The sequence below is a fragment of the Marinobacter nanhaiticus D15-8W genome (assembly GCF_036511935.1).
Lineage (GTDB): Bacteria > Pseudomonadota > Gammaproteobacteria > Pseudomonadales > Oleiphilaceae > Marinobacter_A > Marinobacter_A nanhaiticus.
The window spans coordinates 2,128,166-2,144,297 of the sequence record NZ_AP028878.1 but is presented as its reverse complement, the minus strand read 5'-3'; the positions used below and the strand labels follow the sequence as shown (position 1 = coordinate 2,144,297).

General features: G+C 58.9%; 12 protein-coding genes. 3 read left to right on the top strand and 9 right to left on the bottom strand.

All coding sequences use genetic code 11. From position 1 onward, the window contains the following. Positions 1-2: 2 nt before the first annotated feature. Together RE428_RS09625 and RE428_RS09620 are read right to left on the bottom strand one after the other, a co-directional pair. Positions 3-1,349: a Na(+)-translocating NADH-quinone reductase subunit A gene (locus tag RE428_RS09625; protein ID WP_004581791.1), complete on the bottom strand. Its 1,347-nt coding sequence runs from the start codon at positions 1,347-1,349 to the stop codon at positions 3-5. Positions 1,350-1,752: 403 nt separating this feature from the next. Next, the gene (locus tag RE428_RS09620; RefSeq protein ID WP_051079795.1) at positions 1,753-3,210 is read right to left on the bottom strand and encodes a glyceraldehyde-3-phosphate dehydrogenase; all 1,458 of its coding nucleotides are present in this window, start codon (positions 3,208-3,210) and stop codon (positions 1,753-1,755) included. 298 nt (positions 3,211-3,508) lie between these two features. Between RE428_RS09620 and mfd the strand changes: the two genes are divergently transcribed. Beyond that, positions 3,509-7,018 (top strand): transcription-repair coupling factor, encoded by a 3,510-nt coding sequence (gene mfd, locus RE428_RS09615; protein ID WP_004581789.1) that lies wholly within the window; start codon positions 3,509-3,511, stop codon positions 7,016-7,018. Continuing rightward, the gene (locus RE428_RS09610; RefSeq protein ID WP_004581788.1) at positions 7,015-7,869 is read left to right on the top strand and encodes a CsiV family protein; all 855 of its coding nucleotides are present in this window, start codon (positions 7,015-7,017) and stop codon (positions 7,867-7,869) included. The genes mfd and RE428_RS09610 overlap by 4 nt, the downstream gene beginning before the upstream one ends. A gap of 18 nt (positions 7,870-7,887) precedes the next feature. Here RE428_RS09610 and RE428_RS09605 read toward each other — a convergent pair whose 3' ends face one another. The 6 genes from RE428_RS09605 to RE428_RS09580 all read right to left on the bottom strand — a co-directional run bounded on the left by RE428_RS09605 (position 7,888) and on the right by RE428_RS09580 (position 14,090). After that, positions 7,888-8,685, bottom strand: a complete 798-nt coding sequence (locus tag RE428_RS09605; RefSeq protein WP_004581787.1) for an S-methyl-5'-thioinosine phosphorylase — start codon at positions 8,683-8,685, stop codon at positions 7,888-7,890. Further along, entirely contained in the window at positions 8,685-9,935 is a 1,251-nt protein-coding gene (locus RE428_RS09600) for a mechanosensitive ion channel family protein (RefSeq protein WP_004581786.1), read from the bottom strand. Before RE428_RS09600 ends, RE428_RS09605 begins: the two co-directional genes overlap by 1 nt. 94 nt (positions 9,936-10,029) lie before the next feature. Then, positions 10,030-10,557 (bottom strand): L,D-transpeptidase, encoded by a 528-nt coding sequence (locus tag RE428_RS09595; protein WP_051079794.1) that lies wholly within the window; start codon positions 10,555-10,557, stop codon positions 10,030-10,032. A gap of 155 nt (positions 10,558-10,712) precedes the next feature. Next, on the bottom strand, positions 10,713-11,372 hold the full coding sequence (locus RE428_RS09590; protein ID WP_004581784.1) for a TetR/AcrR family transcriptional regulator: 660 nt from the start codon (positions 11,370-11,372) through the stop codon (positions 10,713-10,715). A gap of 221 nt (positions 11,373-11,593) precedes the next feature. Next, on the bottom strand, positions 11,594-12,805 hold the full coding sequence (locus RE428_RS09585; protein WP_040882612.1) for an ammonium transporter: 1,212 nt from the start codon (positions 12,803-12,805) through the stop codon (positions 11,594-11,596). 385 nt (positions 12,806-13,190) lie between these two features. Continuing rightward, positions 13,191-14,090 carry a hypothetical protein gene (locus RE428_RS09580; RefSeq protein ID WP_205624613.1) on the bottom strand — a complete coding sequence of 300 codons (900 nt, stop codon included), beginning with the start codon at positions 14,088-14,090 and terminating at the stop codon, positions 13,191-13,193. A 200-nt stretch (positions 14,091-14,290) separates the two neighbouring features. On the opposite strand from RE428_RS09580, the gene RE428_RS09575 reads away from it, so the two are divergent. Beyond that, positions 14,291-14,908, top strand: a complete 618-nt coding sequence (locus RE428_RS09575; RefSeq protein WP_004581781.1) for a riboflavin synthase — start codon at positions 14,291-14,293, stop codon at positions 14,906-14,908. On the opposite strand, the gene RE428_RS09570 is transcribed toward RE428_RS09575, so the two are convergent. Beyond that, the gene (locus RE428_RS09570) at positions 14,899-16,050 is read right to left on the bottom strand and encodes a class I SAM-dependent methyltransferase (RefSeq protein ID WP_227500233.1); all 1,152 of its coding nucleotides are present in this window, start codon (positions 16,048-16,050) and stop codon (positions 14,899-14,901) included. The genes RE428_RS09575 and RE428_RS09570 overlap by 10 nt on opposite strands. Between the last annotated feature and the right edge of the window lie 82 nt (positions 16,051-16,132).

Here is a 16,132-nt window from a genome sequence, read left to right as displayed (position 1 = left end):
GCTTAGCCCTCGATCTCGATGCGGGTCAGGTTCTGACGCAGGATAGGGCCATACTCGTATTTGCCGGGACAAACGAAGGTGCACAGGGCAAGGTCTTCTTCGTCCAGCTCGAGACATCCCAGCTTCTGGGCCATTTCGGTATCGCCCACAATCAGCGAGCGCAGCAGCTGCGTCGGCAGGATATCCAGCGGCATGATGTCCTCGTAGGCTCCGATGGGCACCATTGCACGCTCACTGCCATTCGTTGTCGTGGTCAGGTTGAAACGACGGCCACGGGTCAGCTTGGAGAGATAGATATTTAGCGTCGAGAAACGGTTGGTACCGGGTGACATCCACCCCATGAAGTCCCGCTTGTCGCCCTCTTCAAGCAGACTTACCTGATTCGCATAGCGACCCAGATAGGCACAGGAGCCGCGTGCGGTACGACCACCGAACACGGAGCCGGAAACGACGCGCACGTCGACAGACGTATCGTGCTCGCCTTCGAGCAACTCATCCAGACTTGCACCTACACGGGTGCGGATGAGGCGCGGCTTGGTCGCTTTGGGACCGCCCAGGGCCACGATACGCTCAGATGGCACTTCACCAGTCTCGAACAGACGCGCGATGGCCATGACGTCCTGGTAGCCGATGGACCAGACCACCTTGTCACCCACGACGGGATCCAGAAAATGGATATGGGTACCCACATTACCGGCGGGGTGGACGCCATCAAACTGACGCACTTCCACCTGGTCGTCCTTGGGTACGGAAACGTCGGAACCTGGCTTGCCAACCACGAACACCTTACCGTTGGTGAGCTTGCCCAGGATACGCAGGCCGTTCTCAAAAGATTTCGGGTCGTCCTTGATGATGACGGTGGGGTCTGCAGCCAGCGGATTGGTATCCATGACTGAGACAAAGATGGAATGCGGTGCGGAGTCGATTTCCGGCACCTTGCTGTATGGGCGCGTCCGGAACAGGGTCCAGAGTCCGGACTCGACCAGATTGTCGACCACCTGCTGACGCTCCAGAGCGCCAAGCTGACTGGACTCGTAGCGAGCAAAGCCTTCCGCCTCGTCGCCATCGATCTCGATGACGACCGACTGGAATACCCGGCGTTCACCGCGATTGATTTCTTTCACCACACCCGCAGCCGGTGCAGTGTATCGAACACCCTCGGTCTTCTTATCCGTAAACAGCAGCGAGCCCCGCTTGACGCGGTCGCCCTCCTGAACCGCCATCGTTGGCTTCATACCGTTATAGTCAAAACCAATTAGCGCAGCGCTGCGCACGGGCTTGCCTTCGGTAATAGTCTGTTCGGGAGCGCCACTGATGGGAAGATCCAGGCCTTTTTTGATCTTAATCATTTAGCCCCGTCCAATCATCAGAAACTTTCTATGGATTAGTCACGTCCGGGAAAAACTCCAGGATAGCCCCGAATTGACGCGAAAGCGCCCAGGACCGGCGAAATCAAGCACCTGGTGAGACCGGGTGTTTGGTTGAAGGGTGAAGTTTCAGCAGCCAGACGTACCCAAAATCGCGCCAATTATAGAGAGTCAGACGCGTCATTTCCACCAGAACACCCCCTACTTTACGCTCGGTTACGTAGTGGCCCACAACCCGTCCAAACCCTCCCGCGCGCCCAACAGCTACGGCCACTTGCACACAGCCAAGGGCCAAACAAAAACGCCCCGAAAGGCTTGGACCTAACGGGGCGCCGGAGATTCGCCGGCCACGGCTGGATAGCCATAACCGATCAAATCGGACCGATCAGCGTACGCGTGACGGGAAGATCGGGTAAGTCACACCGGCCATCTGGTTTACGCAACGGATAACCTGCGCACTGTAGCCAAACTCGTTGTCGTACCAAACGTACAGGATCAGCCGATTACCGTTGGCGATCGTCGCCTGGGCGTCGACCACCCCGGCGTGACGGGAGCCCACGAAATCGGTAGACACCACTTCCGGCGAGTTGACGAAATCGATCTGCTTCTGCAACTCGGAGTGCAGCGCCATCTCCCGCAGGTAATCGTTGGCGGACTCGACGGTCACGTCCTTGCTCAGGTTCAGGTTCAGGATCGCCATGGAGACGTTGGGCGTCGGTACCCGGATCGCGTTGCCGGTCAGTTTGCCTTTCAGCTCTGGCAGTGCCTTGGACACGGCCTTGGCGGCACCCGTTTCGGTGATAACCATATTCAGCGGCGCACTGCGGCCACGACGCGAGCCTTTGTGATAGTTGTCGATCAGGTTCTGGTCGTTGGTGTAGGAGTGCACGGTTTCCACGTGACCATCGATGATCCCGAACTCGTCATGGATCGCCTTCAATACCGGCGTAATCGCGTTCGTGGTACAGGACGCGGCCGACAGGATGCGATCATCCTCGGTGATATCACCATTGTTGATGCCGTAGACGATGTTCTTGATATTGCCTTTACCCGGTGCGGTCAGGATAACGCGGCTGGCCCCCTTGGACTTCAGGTGCAGGCCAAGGCCCTCTTCGTCGCGCCACTTACCGGTATTGTCGATGATAATGGCGTTGTTGATGCCGTAGTCGGTGTAGTCCAGCTTGTCCGGACCGTCGGAGTAGATCACCTTGATAAAGTTGCCGTTGGCGATCAGGGCGCTATTTTCCTCATCGACGGTGATGGTGCCTTTAAAGGAACCGTGTACCGAATCCCGGCGCAGTAGGCTGGCACGTTTCTCCAGATCATTTTCGGCACCACCCTGGCGTACGACAATCGCGCGCAGACGCAGATTGTTACCGCCACCCGCTTTTTCGATCAGGATACGCGCCAGCAGACGGCCAATCCGGCCGAAGCCGTAGAGCACCACGTCTTTGGTGTCACGACAGGACTCTTCGTGGCACTGCTCCTGATACTTGCCGACGACTTCGCCGATTTCCTCCCGCAGGAATTCTTCCAGGGAGCTGCCACTGCCCTGCTCCTTGAAGCGCACGGCCAGTTTGCCGATGTCGATGTGGGCGCGACCAAGGTCGAGCTTGTCAAGGATTTCGAGGATAGGAAGCGTGTCGTGGACAGATAGTTCGTTGTGCTCAACCTGACGCACAAAACGGTGAGCCTTGATGATGCCAATCGTGGATTGGTTGATGATTGCACGACCGTAAATTGACGTGACCACATTGTTCTTGCGATACAGGCGGCCGATCAGGGGAATCATCGCCTCCGCCATGGATTCTCTTTCAGTCCAGGCGGACAGGTGCTCGTTCATCTGCTCGTGACTCACGCGTAAACCTCTGGTGTTTAGACATTGATAGGCAGCGGAAAAGCCCGCTAACCCGCACAAATTGGGCGGTTATTATCCAATTTAAGAAGCTGGCGAACAAGCCCAAGGAAGAGCCCTGGCATTACAGTCATGACAGCCCAGATTCCGCCCGCTAGAATGAGCCTCCCAATATAGGGGCCTATATCTCCAAGGGCCTTTACCATCGCGCCCAACGCAGTAACCGTCGAAACTATCGAGGGCAATGCCCGCTTAATTCCAGACTAGCCAGGAAAGCCGCAACGCTATGAGTCCAGTCGCCACACCGCAGGCCCTGATCGCACCCAAGCTGCCCAGCCGCCCCTCGAACCATGAAATCTGGAGCGGCTTGCACGGTAGCAGCCAAGCCTTGGCGATTTGCGAGGGTGCACGCAGCCATGGCGGACTGACCCTGGTGATTACAGCCTCGACGGACGAGGCGATCCGTCTGGAGCAGTCACTGCGTTTTTTCCTTGGGCTGGCAGCAGACGAAGACCAGGGCGGCATCAGCGACGATGGGCTCGAATTGCTCTCCCTGCCCGACTGGGAAACCCTGCCCTACGACATGTTCTCGCCGCACCAGGACATTATTTCGCGCCGGATCCGTACATTGCATCGTTTGCCCCAGGCGCAATGCGGGCTGTTGGTGGTCCCGGCCCGAACATTGATGCATCGGCTGGCGCCGGTTTCCTACCTGCAGGGCAATACCCTGCTACTGGAAGTGGGTCAGACCCTGAAAATCGACAGCTGGCGCCAACAGCTCGAAGCAGCCGGCTATCGCCATACCGAGAATGTCTACGAGCACGGCGAATATGCGGTCCGTGGCGCCATCCTGGATATTTTTCCCATGGGCGCGGCCCAACCCTACCGGATCGACCTGTTCGATGATGAGATCGAGACCTTGCGCACCTTCGATCCGGAGACCCAGCGTTCCGTAGACCGTATCGAACGCATAGAACTGCTCCCGGCCAACGAATTTCCCTGGCACAAGGAGGCACGCTCCAGCTTCCGCAACCGCTGGTTCGAGCACTTCCCGCACGCCGACAAGGACGCGCCGATCTACAAGGACGTGAGCCAGGGCATCACCCCGCCGGGTATCGAGTACTACCTCCCGCTGTTTTTCGAAGAGACGGCAACACTGTTCGACTACCTGCCAGACAATACACAGGTCTTCACCTCAGCCGGCCTTGAACCCGCCATCGATCACGCCCGGGAAGAGGCCGAGACCCGCTACGAGGATCGCCGCTACGATCGCATGCGCCCGATCCTCGAGCCTCGATACCTATTCATGGCCAAGGACGAGTGCTACCGCCAGCTGAAAAATTTTGCCCGCGTAACCGTACAGACCGAGTTTGCCGATGCCGGCGCGCGTGAGCGCACCTGTGCCACAGCCGCCCTGCCCCGCGTTGCGATGGACGGCAAGGCCCAGGATCCGGCCCACCGGCTACGGGACTTCCTTAACGGATTCGAGGGGCGCACGCTGCTCTGTGTCGAATCGGCAGGCCGACGCGAGGCCCTGATCGAGAACCTGGCGGACTACAAGCTGCGTCCCGAGCCTATCGGCGACTGGGCCGCATTTATCCAGAGCAACGCCGACCTGGCCATCACCGTGGCACCACTCGATGCGGGGTATCAGCTAACCGAAAATCAGCTCGCACTCATTACCGAGACTGAACTCTTTGGCGAGCGCGTACTCCAGCAGCGGCGCCGCGAAAAGCCTACGGAAATCAACGATGCCAGCTACCGCGACCTGTCGGAATTGCGCATCGGCGCCCCGGTGGTCCACATCGATCACGGCGTAGGCCGCTACCAAGGCCTGCAGACTATCGCCGTGGACAAGGACAATGCCGAGGAATTCCTGACCCTTGAGTATGCGGACAACGCCAAACTCTATGTGCCTGTCTCCAGTCTGCACCTGATCTCCCGTTACGCCGGGACGGATAACGACCTGGCCCCACTGCACAAGCTCGGTACCGACCGCTGGAGCCAGGCCAAGCAAAAAGCGCTGGAGAAGATCCGCGACACCGCCGCCGAACTGCTCGATGTCTACGCCCGACGGGAAGCCCGCAAAGGCTTTGTCTTCGATGACCCGGCAGAAAACTACCGGGCTTTCGCCGCCGGGTTCCCGTTCGAGGAAACCCCGGACCAGCAAGCGGCAATCGATGCCGTTATGGAAGACATGACCAGTGAGCGCCCGATGGACCGTCTGGTCTGCGGTGATGTGGGCTTCGGCAAGACGGAAGTGGCCATGCGGGCCGCCTTTATTGCAACCTATTCCGGCAAGCAGGTCGCCGTGCTCGTGCCGACCACCCTGCTCGCCCAGCAGCACTATGAGTCCTTCCGTGACCGCTTTGCCGATACGCCCATCAACGTCGAGTTGCTGAGCCGCTTTCGTACCGGTAAGCAGGCAAGCCAGACCCTCGAAAACATCGAAGCTGGCAAGGCAGATATCGTGATCGGCACCCACAAGCTGATCCAGGGCGATGTGAAGTTCAAGAACCTGGGACTGGTGATCATCGACGAGGAACACCGCTTCGGCGTGCAGCAGAAAGAGCGACTCAAGGCACTCAGGGCCGAGGTGGACTTGTTAACCCTGACGGCAACGCCAATCCCGCGTACGCTCAACATGGCCATGGGCCACCTGCGGGATCTGTCCATTATTGCCACCCCGCCAGCCCGGCGCCTGTCGGTGAAGACCTTCGTGCGGCAGCGCGAGGACGCCATGGTGAAGGAAGCGGTCCTGCGGGAAATCCTCCGGGGTGGCCAGGTCTACTTCCTGCACAACGAAGTCAGTACCATCGAGAAAGCCGCGGCCGACCTGCGCGAGATGATCCCCGAAGCCCGGGTCGGCGTCGCCCATGGCCAGATGCGCGAGCGCGAGCTCGAGCAGATCATGTCTGACTTCTACCACAAGCGCTTCAACGTGCTGGTATGCACCACGATCATCGAGACCGGCATCGACATCCCCAGCGCCAATACCATCATTATCGAGCGCGCAGACAAGTTCGGCCTGGCCCAGCTGCACCAATTGCGCGGCCGTGTCGGCCGGTCTCACCACCAAGCATATGCCTACCTGCTGACCCCGCCGCCGAAGAGCCTGAGCGCCGATGCCGAGAAGCGGCTGGAAGCCATTTCCCTGGCGCAGGATTTGGGTGCGGGGTTCATGCTGGCAACCCAAGACCTGGAAATCCGCGGCGCCGGCGAGCTGCTGGGCGAGGAACAGAGCGGCCAGATCGAGAGCATCGGCTTTACACTCTACATGGAGCTCCTGGACGAAGCCGTCAAGGCGATCCGCGAGGGGCGCACGCCAAACGCGGAGCTACCACTCAGCCATGGCACCGAGATCAACCTGCGCATTCCGGCGCTGATTCCGGAAGACTACCTGCCGGATGTGCATAACCGGTTAATGCTCTACAAACGGATCGCCAGTACCAAGAGCCAGGATGAGCTCAAGGAGCTGCAGGTCGAGATGATCGACCGCTTCGGCCTGCTGCCGGACCAGACCAAGAACCTGATACGCCAGACTCAGGCGCGCATCCGCGCGGAAGCGCTCGGCATCACCAAGATCGATGCCGGCAGCGAATGGGGCCGATTGGAATTCGGCAACACCACACCGGTCGATCCGTTAATTCTTGTCCAGAAAGTCCAGGGCGCACCGCAATCCTATAAACTTGAGGGCGCCAACACCTTCCGCTTCAGGCTGAAGGATACCTCGACCGATGGTAAACTTGCCGGCGTCGCGGACATGCTCACGGAGCTGGAGAAACGCCCCGCATGACCGAGCGCCGCCCACGGCCGGCATGGCTGGCCCAGAAACGGGAGTATGGAGTTTTGCAGGATTTCCAGAACCGGTGGCTGGCGCCACTGGCCTTCGCAGCCGCCCTGATGTCAGCATCCGGAACAGCAACGGCCCAGGACAATCTCTACCGGGCCGAACTGGTTCTGTTCGAGCGTCTTGACGCCGCCTCGTCGATTGGCGAGGAAATGCAGACGCGCCGCCCCGAGGCCAACCCTGATGTTGAGAAACAGCTCTGGGTGGTCGGTCCCGGCGGCCAGGTCACCTCCGATCTATCCCTGATTCCCCGTAATAACCTGTATCTCAATTCAGCGGCAGCCCGGCTCGAGAACAGCGGTCGCTACCGCGTGCTGATGGCGACCGGCTGGACCCAGTCGTTTCCACCGGATTACCAGGGAGAACCCTTGCGGATTGCGCTGGGGGAAATGCTCGAGGAAGCCGGCGAGCGGGAAGTACAGGGCTACATCGACATCGACCGTATCCGCTACCTGCACGTCACGGCGCATCTCAACCACTGGGAACCGGCGCCAGAAAAATCCATGCAGGACGGCGTGAACCAGGACGGGAGTCTCGAGCCGCAACAGTCGGAAGTCAGCCAGGACAATCCCCTGGCGGCGAACGATCCGTATATGGGCTCGCGCTCTGCGGGCGACGAATTCACCGTGACTGATCTTCGCACCGAGCCAACCTCCGACAAGCAACTGCTGACGTGGCTCCACGAGACCCGCCGCATGCGCAGCGAGGAAATCCACTATCTGGACTCACCATCCCTGGGGCTGCTGGTCTACTTCAAACCGATCGCAGACCAGAGCGGAAGCGCCAGTACGCAATAGTTGATGGAGAAATAAATCTCAGGGCCGGTCGACCGGCCTGTAGTCCTGCTGGATAAACCGGGCCAGGATGGCCCGCACGCCGGACATGCCGGCGTCGATTGCCTCCTGGATTTCATCCATCGTAATGATGTGATCGGACTTCCCCGCTGCCCAGTTCACCACCAAGGCCAGACAGGCATAATCCAGTTCCAGCTCTGCCGCCAATGCTGCCTCGGGCATGCCAGTCATTCCGATCAGGTCGCAACCATCGTTTTCCAGTCGCCGGACCTCCGCCGACGTTTCCAGCCGCGGCCCCTGGGTGGCCGCGTAGACACCGAAATCCACGCAATGCACGTCTTCATCCAGTGCCGCCGTCTTTAGCGCCTGGCGCAGTGTCTCAGTGTACGGGTAGGTGAAATCGATATGGGTCACGTGCTCGATATCGCCTTCGAAAAAGGTGTGGCCACGCCCCCAGGTATAGTCCACCATTTGGTCGGGTATGACGATCTGGGCTGGGCCCATGGCTGCATGAATACCGCCCACGGCATTGACGCCGATAACCGTCCGGACGCCGGCTTCCCGAAGGGCCCAAAGGTTGGCACGGTAATTCACCTGATGAGGCGGGATCCGGTGCGGGTTGCCATGGCGGGCGAGAAAGATAACCGGAACACCACTGAGATTGCCGGTAACGAGCGGTGCGGAAGGCGCGCCCCATGGCGTCGTGATGGTCTTCTCCCCTGTTATCTCCAGACCTTCGAGCTCAGTCAGGCCGGTACCGCCAACGATACCGATAGTCGGCGTCGTTATCTCTTTGGCCGATGTAGCTGCTTGCGTCATTAGTCGGCATCTCCCTGGGTGGTATGGTCAGCCTTGGGGTTGTTTTCGTAGTTCTCGATGGCATTCTCTTCCCGGTAAGAAGGGCGGTCCTCACCCTTCCTGCGGCTCTCCTCCTCGCTTTCCTCTTTCCGGCTCTCCTGCCGCGGCGAATCAAGGCGTATGGCATCCGCCAGGTGCAAGGTCCTGGTGGGGAAAGCCACCTCGGCATCGTAGCTATTGATGATCTCGCTGATCTGCAGCAGCACGTCTTGCTTGATCGCGTGGTACTTCACCCACTCCACCGTCTTGGTGAAGGTATAGATCATGATGTCCAGGGAGGATTCGTTGAACTTGAGGAAGTTGACGATCAGCGTCTGCTCGCTGTCGATCTCTTCATGTTCCTCAAGCATGGTCCGAATGTCATATACGATGGAACTGATCTGGCTCACGTCCAGGTAACGGATGCCAATGGTTTCGTAGATGCGCCGGTTAGTCATCCTCGATGGGTTTTCCACTGAGATCTGGGTGAACACTGCATTCGGCACGTAGAGTGGTCGCTTGTCGAAAGTACGGATAGTGGTGAGGCGCCAGCCGATGTGTTCCACCGTGCCTTCGATTTCCTGGTCCGGCGAGCGAATCCAGTCCCCCACCTTGAACGGCCTGTCCATGTAGACCATGAGACCACCGAAGAAATTGGCCAGTAGGTCCTTGGCGGCAAAGCCGATGGCGATACCACCGATACCTCCAAAGGCCAGGACGCCTGAAATACTGTATCCCAGGGACTGCATAATAATCAGGGCCGCTGTAATGAAGACCACAGCGCGAGCCAGTTTGCTGACCGCAGTCACGGTCGTATAGTCCATCGGCTTGCGCATCTTGGCCGGAGAAGCGAGGATCTTTTCGCCCTGCTTGATGAAGCCCCAGAGGAACCAGACCAGCAGCCAGATCAGGCCAAGGCGGAGTACCATTTGATTCGCCTTGAAGATCTCGGCTTCGGAATAGCGGTGGGCCAGCGCAGCGGCCCAGTAGACGCCCTGCAGCCAGACGAAGCCAATCGCCGGTTTGCGCAAGGCATGGAGGAGCGCATCGTCCCAGAGGTTGTTGGTCTTGCTGAACTTGTTTTCCAGCCGCACGATGATACGGCTAATGGTAAAGGCTATCACCGCCGTAGCCAGCACAAGCGCGAAAACGACGATGGCGACGCGCCACTCCTGCGAAAGCAAGCTGTAATTCTCGATCCAGCGATTCAGCCTCTCAGGCGCTTCTTCCACACCTTGTCTCCTGGTTGTCTACAGTTGATTTCCTTCAGGGCACACGGGGCCCCTTACTCACATTCCGACTGTTCATTCAGGGCGGTTCGGTACCCTATTCGATAAATACCGGCGTACCGACCCGGATATGATCAAAGAGCGCAAGCAGATCATCGTTGCGCATACGTACGCAGCCATGGGATGCGGGCACGCCCATCGGTTCAGTATCCGGCGTGCCATGGATATAGATGTAGCGGCGCATGGAATCGACATTACCACCCCGGTTGACTCCCGACTCCCGCCCGCAAAGCCACAAGATCCGGGTCAGGATCCAGTCCCGGGAGGGGTGCTCGGCAGCGAGTTGGCTGGAATAGATCTCGCCGGTGGGGCGCCGGCCCACGAAAACAGAACCTCGTGGCTGCCCCGCCCCAATTCGCGCCCGGACGTAATGGCGCCCGCGGGGCGTGCAGCCAGAGCCGTTGGCTTCTCCGGGGCCATTACTGGCAGTGGATACTGGATACTGGCAAATACTACCGTCACTCATCTGAACCGTTAGCGTTTGCCGGGGAATACTGATCCGTATTTCTTCAGCCGTTAGCAAAAGGCACCTCTGGTCAAAGACGCGATCGGGACAACGGTCCATCGTAGGTTACAGGCGCAGAGATTACCGAGCCCAGGACGGCCAGGCAATACAAGAGGGTATTTCTGCGGGCGAAAGCGGGAGGCTTTCTACGGCGTGGCAAGGGGGTTGCAGGTCAGGCGAACATGGCTATCGAGGATACAGACAGTCCCAGCGTGTCAGGCTGTCTGCGGGAAAGCCACCGTATCTGACGCCTGCAACCCGGATGCAAGGAAAGGCACCAGGCGCGCCGCGATTTCCTGCACCGTGGTATCTACCCCAAGTTTGTTCTCCAGGATCTCCCGCAGCGCGTCGCTACTGGACATGGTGAACGCGGTCGCGCCCAGCATGAACTGGATGCGCCAATAGCGGTCTACCGCGGACAGTTGGGGTGTGGCCTCCTTGAGCAGCCCCATGAAACGCCCGAACGGTTCGCTGTATTCCTCTTCCAGGAATTTACGCAGGTGCCCCTGGGACTGTGTGTATGCCAGCCCCAACAGACGCATGAAAATGGAGATACCGTCCTCGTTACGGTGCGGCATGCGCACCGCACTTTCGGTGAGCGCCCACAGCGTTTGATGCAGCGAGGGCGGTCGACCGTTGCAGCGACGCTCGAGATCGTCGAATGCTTTTTCCAGAGTGTCCGAGAATGGGGTTAGAAAACGTGCGAACACGGCCTGAATGAGTGCGTTCTTTGATCCAAAATGGTAATTGACGGCGGCGAGATTAACGTTAGCCTTACTGGTGATCATGCGCAGTGAGGTCTCGGAAAATCCGCGCTCTGCGAAAAGCTCTTCAGCAGCATCGAGGATGCGATCAACGGTATCGGACTGCGCCATAGTATGTCGCCGGTTAGATAGTATTTCCCCAGCTTCTCCAGACAGACACGCTCTGCCCGTCAGAAAGCCAAACATTTGTTTAAAACATACGTTTGACTTTAGTGTGTGTCAAGCATGCACCGTTCTGGCACCCTTCCGCTCTCCTACTCCAGATCTTCGATCCATAAAAAAACGCAGATGCCGAAACACCTGCGCTTTCCTGTCCAGCCCTACGAGAAGGATCAATTATCCATCGAGGTCGCCGCGATACGGTGAATACTCAGGTCGGCACCTTCAAACTCTTCCTCTTCGGAAAGGCGTAGCGAACTCACCAGATTGACCAGACCGTAAACGATCGCGCCGCCGATAAACGCGACCAGCACGCCGACAACAGAGCCGATAACCTGCGCACCCAGGCTGACCCCGCCCAGACCGCCGAGCCCGGCCTGGCCAAATATTCCGGCAGCAATACCGCCCCATACGCCACAGATGCCATGTAACGGCCACACACCCAGTACGTCGTCGAGGCGGGTCATGCGATTCTGCGCCCACTCGAACAGGTAGACGAACAAGGCGCCCGCAACGCCACCGGTGACCAGCGCGCCGATCGGATGCATGAGGTCAGAGCCGGCGCAGACCGCCACCAGCCCTGCCAGCGGTCCGTTATGGATAAAACCCGGGTCCTTGCGGCCGACCAGCATCGACACCACGATCCCGCCGACCATGGCCATCAGGCTGTTCACCGCGACCAATCCGCTGATCCCATCGAGGGTTTGTGCAGACATCACGTTGAAGCCAAACCAGCCCACCGTCAGTATCCAGGCGCCCAACGCCAGGAAGGGGATGTTGGACGGCGCGAACGCAACCACCCGTCCGTTGCGGTAACGACCGTTGCGGGCGCCGAGGATCAGCACCGCAGCGAGTGCGATCCAACCACCCACACCATGTACGACCACGGACCCGGCAAAATCATGGAACCCGGCGCCAAAGGTGGACTCGAGCCAGGCCTGGAACCCATAGTTGCCATTCCAGACCATACCTTCAAAGAACGGATACACGAGCGCGACAATAAGCGCCGACGCTACCAACAACGGATAGAAGCGAGCACGCTCGGCAACACCGCCGGAGACGATAGCCGGGATCGCCGCCGCAAAAGTAAGCAGGAAGAAGAACTTGACCAGTGCGTAGCCATTGGCCTCCGTCAGTACGGTGGCACTGGCGAAAAAGTCTGTCTGGTAGGCAATGGTGTAACCGACAAAGAAATAGGCCAGGGTTGAAACACCAAAGTCCGTCATGATCTTTACCAGGGCATTGACCTGGTTCTTGTGACGGACTGTACCCACCTCAAGGAAGGCAAAGCCGGCGTGCATGGCCAAGACCATGACGGCCCCCAGCAGCAGGAAAAGCGTGTTGGCACCTTGTAGCAGCGTCTCCACTGCACTTGTTGTTTCCACGGTTTATAACTCCCGTTTACCTGATGAACCCACAAGATGCAGCAACTGCTTACACCTTGATGCTTTATAGGGGTGCACAGACATACAAGAAGTGTTCCAAAAAGGAACGCTTCACCGGAGCGCGGTCAGTTAAGCGTAATAAAAGACAACCCGAAGGAAACGAATGGTTCTTTGACTGCCCGATTTCGCACTATTTAAGTGCACTAATGGCAGGAAAGGTTCTTAGTCGCACCATTTTCGATCCGGACAAGTGGCCAAACGTGCACCACAATGCAGACTCAGAGTAAGTGCGAACGGCGTAGTCCTATCGGACTTCGAAGTATGAACCTGTTCGGTGCGATCGCCATTTGATCCAACGATGTAAGCAACACGCGATCGACCTAAGCTACTCTGGTCTGGCCGTGGCCTGTTGAGGGACGTCGTGATCCTCCTCCGTCACCTCATCGGTAGGCTCCGGCGGTGCCCAACCCTTGTCGATGGCCGTCTGGTGGCCTTCGAAATAGGCATGCTGGAGACGCTCATAGGCTTTCTCTGCCTCAAGCATGTAGATAAGGAACAGCCGTATATGATCCCGGCGGCGCAACTCCCGCGCCAGGCTACGTTTTTCGGAAAGGTTGACCAGCCCGCTGAAACGAGGCGATCTCAGCGCGGGATTGAACTCGGCCATCATCGCGCACTGCCACGCCAGTCCTTCAGCGCCCTCTAGATGCTGGATGTGACTGCGAGCCTCCCGCATGCGGTGCTGTCGGCGCAGTAGCAGATCGATATAGCTGGGCTGGCCGCTATACAGCCGACGCACAAAAGGAATGCCCGCAAGGACGATCAGCACGAAGGCGCCAAAGCCGGTACCCGCTATCCAGGCGGGCACGATGCCCGGCACCCCGGCCAGAAACACAATGGCCGCGAGGGAAGCGGAAAACAACCAGATATCGCGTCTACGACGGGCGGCGGCCATCGTGAAATTATCCGGCCAGTCCGGCATGGCAAGCGTGTTGAAATCCAGCAACAGCACCCGTTCACATTGACGCAGCAAGCGGCGGCGCCCCGACTGACGCATCATTGATGCCTCCCGATCATCCTCGGGAGCACTCTGGTCTTCGGCAGACCCAGCGCCCTCATCGAGTGGCGCCGCAACCGGCGGTTCGCTTTCTACAGGAATGGGCGGATGGACCTCATGGGCCGCCACCCCGGTCTCAGCAGCGACGGGTACCGGCGGAGCGGGATCGGCGGGCCGTCCCGGTTGCAATACCGGAGATGGACGTGTCCGCGCTTGTGTTGTTGCCACTTTCCTCTCCTCCGCCACACCAGACCTCGTTGTTCACTTCGCTTTCGTTAACTCACTAGTTACTCACTAATGGCTATTAACTATAGGTATCGGCAGCAAGACACATGACTTGAGCATTCCTTTACCGATCGCGCGCTGCTTGGCAGACCGGGAGCGTCTCGCTATCCTACGGCCTCTGCCCAACCGACGCTGGAGTCATCATGTTTACCGGTATTGTTCAAGGTCAGGCCCGAGTGGTTGCGGTCGATCAACGTCCTGGCCTCTCTACCCTGGTACTGGAATTCCCGGAAGATCGCGTCCAGGGGGTCGAAATCGGCGCGTCGGTATCCATCAATGGTACGTGCCTGACCGTCACCCGCCAGCAGGGTAACCATCTCTACTTCGATGCCATGCAGGAAACCCTGCGATTGACCACCCTTGGCGACCTGAAAGAGGACCACCGGGTCAATTTCGAGCGCGCCGCACGCATCGGCGACGAGATCGGCGGGCATCTGCTTTCTGGTCACGTGCACACCACAGCTACGGTCCGACGTGTCGAGGCCTCGGAAAACAACCTCACGCTCACGTTCCAGGTGCCTAAAGACTGGATGAAGTACATCTTTGCCAAAGGCTATATCGCCGTCGAGGGCGCCAGCCTCACCATAGGCACGGTGACCGAGGACACCTTTAATGTTCACCTGATACCGGAAACGCTGCGTGTCACCACCTTTGCCAACCTGGCAGGGGGAGATCAGGTCAATATCGAGATCGACAGCCAGACCCAAACCATCGTCGACACCCTTGCCCGTATGGGATACGACAAGCCGCCTCAACGATGACGGCAGGCAAACACCACGAACTTGGGTGAAGACGCCAACTGCTGCACCTGACGAAAGGTATTGCGTAGCTTGACGTGATACCCCAGATGGCGGTTGCCCACGACCAATAGCTGCCCCTGTCCGGAGAGTGCTTTTGCGGACTGGCGAAACATGCGCAGCGCAATATGATCGCCGACGGCACCACCTTCGTGGAATGGCGGGTTACACAGGATGAGATCATAACGCTCGCCCACCGGCACTGCGTCAGTATGGTGGAACCGGCTTCGCTCGCCGAACCCGCTGTCGTAGCAGTTCTGCTCAGCACTGGCCACGGCCTGGCTGGAAACATCGGCGAATGTAACTCGAATATCATCCCGGGCCGCCAGGGCAGAGAGTCCCAGCACGCCATTTCCACAGCCCAGATCCAGCACCCTGGCTCCGTCGGGTAACGATTCAATGGCCGAGACAACGTAGGGTAGAAACTCCCGACTGCCGATATCCAGCCGCTCCCGTGCGAATACAGCCGGCAAGGCCTTTACTGGCCCTACTCCCCCGGACAGCGTGTAGCCACGCCAAAGGCCGTCCCAGTCATCCAGCGTAGCCGTCCCCCGTTGCGATAGGATGACCCGTGCCTTCTGGCGGGCACGCAGGGGCTCGTTTGATCCCATCAACGCCTCGAACAACTGGGCACAGCGATCTGGCAGATGCTTGATCATACCGCCCGCAATCAACCGCCCATTCGGCGCGAGGTGGGCATTCACCCAGCGCAGCAGGTATTCGAGATAGTCCACCTGGCGCGGAATCTTGAGGACTATGATGTCAAAACACCCATCGGGCGGCATTCGCCAGTCTGCAATCTCCGGAACCTCCAGACTATTGAGGCGGGCGTTGATCGTGACCGACGGTTGCAACAGCGCGCTGTCGGCCACGCTGATCGGACCATATTGGCCCAAGGCCAATGTCAGGGCACCGAAGCTATCGTCCACAATGGCCACGCGGGGATTTACTTGCGATTCGGACCGGACTGCGTCCAACTGAACCATCGCCTGTTCGACCAACTGGGGATCTGCGGCGTCCCACGCCCGCAGGTCGCGCTGGCCCTTGCCCGGTCGCTCGAGACGCAACCGGCCACTCTCCCAAAGCATTTCGTTTTGTGACGACACCAACACTTTCCTAGGCTGATTACTCTAAAAATTGCCGATACGGTTGAGCCATAAGCATGACGCGAATGAACGCAGGGATGCC

Bases quoted from the DNA above. Each gene is read 5' to 3' on its own strand.
- RE428_RS09625 (WP_004581791.1), bottom strand. From the start codon at position 1,349: ATGATTAAGATCAAAAAAGGCCTGGATCTTCCCATCAGTGGCGCTCCC.
- RE428_RS09620 (WP_051079795.1), bottom strand. From the start codon at position 3,210: ATGAACGAGCACCTGTCCGCCTGGACTGAAAGAGAATCCATGGCGGAG.
- mfd (WP_004581789.1), top strand. From the start codon at position 3,509: ATGAGTCCAGTCGCCACACCGCAGGCCCTGATCGCACCCAAGCTGCCC.
- RE428_RS09610 (WP_004581788.1), top strand. From the start codon at position 7,015: ATGACCGAGCGCCGCCCACGGCCGGCATGGCTGGCCCAGAAACGGGAG.
- RE428_RS09605 (WP_004581787.1), bottom strand. From the start codon at position 8,685: ATGACGCAAGCAGCTACATCGGCCAAAGAGATAACGACGCCGACTATC.
- RE428_RS09595 (WP_051079794.1), bottom strand. From the start codon at position 10,557: ATGGACCGTTGTCCCGATCGCGTCTTTGACCAGAGGTGCCTTTTGCTA.
- RE428_RS09590 (WP_004581784.1), bottom strand. From the start codon at position 11,372: ATGGCGCAGTCCGATACCGTTGATCGCATCCTCGATGCTGCTGAAGAG.
- RE428_RS09575 (WP_004581781.1), top strand. From the start codon at position 14,291: ATGTTTACCGGTATTGTTCAAGGTCAGGCCCGAGTGGTTGCGGTCGAT.